The organism is Corallococcus carmarthensis (genome assembly GCF_003611695.1).
Classification (GTDB): Bacteria; Myxococcota; Myxococcia; order Myxococcales; family Myxococcaceae; genus Corallococcus; species Corallococcus carmarthensis.
This window is the reverse complement of sequence record NZ_RAWE01000469.1, coordinates 1-888: the sequence shown is the minus strand read 5'-3', so window position 1 is coordinate 888 and position 888 is coordinate 1. Positions and strand designations below refer to the sequence as shown.

At 68.9% G+C, this 888-nt stretch carries 1 pseudogene; it reads right to left on the bottom strand.

Going from position 1 to position 888, the window contains the following annotated elements:
• Positions 1–18: 18 nt before the first annotated feature.
• Positions 19–839: pseudogene (locus D7X32_RS44515) on the bottom strand (IS5 family transposase).
• Between the last annotated feature and the right edge of the window lie 49 nt (positions 840–888).

Genomic DNA, 888 nt, shown 5'->3' with positions numbered 1-888 from the left:
CTAGGGCGTGTCCGCAAATTAGAGCCAGAGGCGGATGGAGGCGATAAGGACCATCGCCAGGTAGTTGGCGGCGCGCTTCTCATAGCGCGTCGCCACCCGCCGGTTCTGCTTCAAGCGATTGAAGAGACACTCCACCCGGCAGCGCTTGCGGTAGGCCGCGCGCCGGAAGGCGCGCTGCCGGGGCTGGTTCGAGCGAGTGGGGATGATGGCGTGCACCCCATGTTCGCGGCACCAGGCGCGGAGGCTGGGGTAGCTGTAGCCTTTGTCCGCCGCGAGGGCGTCGGGCAAGCGGCGTGGCGCACCCGGCGAGTGAGCTCTCGGCACGCTGCCACCCGCCATCAGCGCCTCGAAGGCCTGCGTCTCATGGCGCTGACCTGCCGTCAGCTCGAAGACGAGCGGCCGCCCCTGGCCCTCCGCCCGGACGTGCAGCTTGGTAGAGAAGCCTCCCTGGCTGCGGCCCAGCGCTTCGGCCTCCCCCCTTTTACCGGCGTGCCGCGTGCGCCGGCTGCGTGCTGGTGGGCTCGGATGACGCTGGCGTCCAGGAAGTGCAGCGTCCAGTCCAGGTGCTCATCCTCGTGCGCTTCGGCCTGCAACTGCCGCAGCACCCGCGCCCAGATGCCTGCCTCCTGCCAGCGGTAGAATCGGCTGCTGAGCGTCTTCCAACTGCCGAACTGCTCCCGAGGCACGTCGCGCCAGGGCGCTCCCGTGCGCAGCACCCAGAGGATTCCGTCGAGCACTTCGCGGTGCTCCTTGTTCGGACGGCCCCGCGCGGGTTTCTGGGGCGGCAGCAGTCCTACCAGCCGCTCCCATTGGGCGTCCGTCAGCTCTCCTCGGCTCATGCCCTCCTAACACCCGGCTCCGCTCGAACTATTTGCGGACACGTCCTAG